Raw genomic sequence first — 3,155 nt, 5'->3', positions numbered from 1 at the left:
AAAGGAAGGCGGCGACCTACTCTCCCACGTTAGTAGTACCATCGGCGCTAACGAGCTTAACTTCTCTGTTCGGAATGGGAAGAGGTGAGCCTCGTTGCTATAACCACCTTAAGTTGTTTGGTCAAAAGCCTCTCCCGATACTTCGGGGGCTATTAACCACCTTAAGTCATTAATATCAACATATCAGATAAGATAAAATACAGATACAATCATTTTCTTTATTTTTAAATAAAAGAGCTCGCTATTATAAGCCTTCGGGTAATTAGTACTACTCGGCTGTGACATTACTGCCTTTACACCTATAGCCTATCAACCCCGTAGTCTACGGGGACCCTTTAAAGAAATCTCATCTTGTGGTGGGTTTCGCGCTTATATGCTTTCAGCGCTTATCCCTGCCAAACGTAGCTACTCTGCGATGCTCCTGGCGGAACAACAGATACACCAGAGGTTTGTCCAACTCGGTCCTCTCGTACTAGAGTCAGATCCACGCAAATTTCTAACGCCCACTGTAGATAGAGACCGAACTGTCTCACGACGTTCTGAACCCAGCTCGCGTGCCACTTTAATGGGCGAACAGCCCAACCCTTGGGACCTTCTCCAGCCCCAGGATGTGACGAGCCGACATCGAGGTGCCAAACCCCCCCGTCGATGTGAGCTCTTGGGGGAGATCAGCCTGTTATCCCCGGAGTACCTTTTATCCTTTGAGCGATGGCCCTTCCATGCGGAACCACCGGATCACTATGCTCTACTTTCGTACCTGATCGACTTGTAGGTCTCTCAGTCAAGCTCCCTTATGCCATTGCACTCTACGCACGGTTACCAAGCGTGCTGAGGGAACCTTTAGAAGCCTCCGTTACTATTTTGGAGGCGACCACCCCAGTCAAACTACCCACCAAGTAATGTCCCCCACAAACGCGGGGTTAGGCCTTAAACAAGTAAAGGGTGGTATTTCAACAATGACTCCACCACACCTGGCGATGCAGCTTCAATGTCTCCCACCTATCCTACACATCACTTATCCAAAGTCAATACTAAGCTATAGTAAAGGTTCACGGGGTCTTTTCGTCCCACAGCGGGTAATCGGCATCTTCACCGATACTTCAATTTCACCGAGCTCATGGCTGAGACAGTGTCCAGATCGTTGCACCATTCGTGCAGGTCGGAACTTACCCGACAAGGAATTTCGCTACCTTAGGACCGTTATAGTTACGGCCGCCGTTTACTGGGGCTTCAATTCAATGCTTCGCTAAAAGCTAACATCTCCTCTTAACCTTCCAGCACCGGGCAGGTGTCAAGCCCTATACTTCATCTCTCGATTTAGCAGAGCTCTGTGTTTTTGATAAACAGTCGCCTGGACCTATTCACTGCGGCCCCACCGTAGTGGGGCGACCCTTCTCCCGAAGTTACGGGTCGATTTTGCCTAGTTCCTTAGCCATGAATCTCTCGAGCACCTTAGAATTCTCTTCCCAACTACCTGTGTCGGTTTACGGTACGGGCTGCTATAATTGATTTTCTTGGAAGAACCGCCTTTAGATTATCACCGCTACCGTAGCTTTGGTGTACTATCCCTTAATTACTTAAGGTTCAACGTGCAATTCCGTCTGCACGCACTAAATTTGCTTCTCCGTCTCTTTTATTTTATAGCAGGTAGCAGAATATTAACTGCTTGTCCATCGACTTCTCCCTTCGGATACGCCTTAGGCCCCGACTAACCCTCAGCTGATTAGCATAGCTGAGGAATCCTTGGTCTTTCGGTGTGCGGGTTTCTCGCCCGCATTATCGTTACTTATGCCTACATTTTCTTTTCTAAACACTCCAGCAAACCTGACAGTTCACCTTCTACGCCGTTTAGAATGCTCCCCTACCTCTCATAACCTAAGTCATGAAAGCATAGCTTCGGTAATATACTTATGCCCGATTATTATCCATGCCTGATCGCTCGACTAGTGAGCTGTTACGCACTCTTTAAATGAATGGCTGCTTCCAAGCCAACATCCTAGCTGTCTATGCAATTAGACCGCGTTTCTTCAACTTAGTATATATTTTGGGACCTTAGCTGATGCTCTGGGTTCTTTCCCTCTCGGACATGGACCTTAGCACCCATGCCCTCACTGGTAGTCATCATTTTATAGTATTCGGAGTTTGTCAGGAATTGGTAGGCGGTGAAGCCCCCGCATCCAATCAGTAGCTCTACCTCTATAAAACTAAATCTACCGCTGCACCTAAATGCATTTCGGGGAGTACGAGCTATTTCCGAGTTTGATTGGCCTTTCACCCCTACCCTCAGGTCATCCCAAGACTTTTCAACGTCAACGGGTGCGGTCCTCCATTTAGTGTTACCTAAACTTCAACCTGCCCAAGGGTAGATCACACGGTTTCGCGTCTACCAATGCTAACTTATGCGCCCTATTCAGACTCGCTTTCGCTACGACTGCTTAACTGAATTAATTAGTCTCGCTAACACCGGTAACTCGTAGGCTCATTATGCAAAAGGCACGCCGTCACCCCTAAAGGCTCCGACCGCTTGTAAGCGTATGGTTTCAGGGTCTATTTCACTCCTTTATTCAAGGTTCTTTTCACCTTTCCCTCACGGTACTAGTTCACTATCGGTCTCTCAGTAGTATTTAGCCTTACCGGATGGTCCCGGTAGATTCATGCAAGGTTTCTCGTGCCCCGCATTACTCAGGATACTACTATCAATTAAATCTTTACCCCTACAGGCCTATCACCTTCTCCGGAGAGCATTTCCATACTCTTTGGGTTACAATTTAACCAAATATCGTAGTCCTACAACCCCAATCTTGCCGAAACAAAACTGGTTTGGGCTTCTTCACTTTCGCTCGCCGCTACTCGCAAAATCACTATTGTTTTCTCTTCCTCCGGCTACTTAGATGTTTCAGTTCACCGGGTTTGCCTCCTTTCGGATAACATGTCTTCAACATGCTGGGTTGCCCCATTCGGATATCTGCGGATCAATTCATATGTGCTAATCCCCGCAGCTTTTCGCAGCTTGTCACGTCCTTCATCGCCTCTGAGAGCCTAGGCATCCCCCATACGCCCTTAATAAGCTTATAATAACTCTTCTATTTTTTAATAAATAAAACTCTCGTCTCTCTATTTTTATCTTATCTCAATATGTCAATGAACTTGTATAA

2 rRNA genes are annotated in these 3,155 nt (G+C 47.0%); both read right to left on the bottom strand.

Features of this window, described 5'->3' with window-relative positions:
• Positions 1–3: 3 nt before the first annotated feature.
• Positions 4–111: ribosomal RNA gene (gene rrf / locus BLV84_RS12135) — 5S ribosomal RNA — on the bottom strand.
• Between the two features lie 131 nt (positions 112–242).
• Positions 243–3,075: ribosomal RNA gene (locus BLV84_RS12130) — 23S ribosomal RNA — on the bottom strand.
• Between the last annotated feature and the right edge of the window lie 80 nt (positions 3,076–3,155).

This window comes from Psychroflexus halocasei (assembly GCF_900107595.1).
Taxonomy (GTDB): domain Bacteria; phylum Bacteroidota; class Bacteroidia; order Flavobacteriales; family Flavobacteriaceae; genus Psychroflexus; species Psychroflexus halocasei.
Note: the sequence above shows the minus strand (reverse complement) of the source record. Positions and strands in the feature narration are given on the sequence as shown.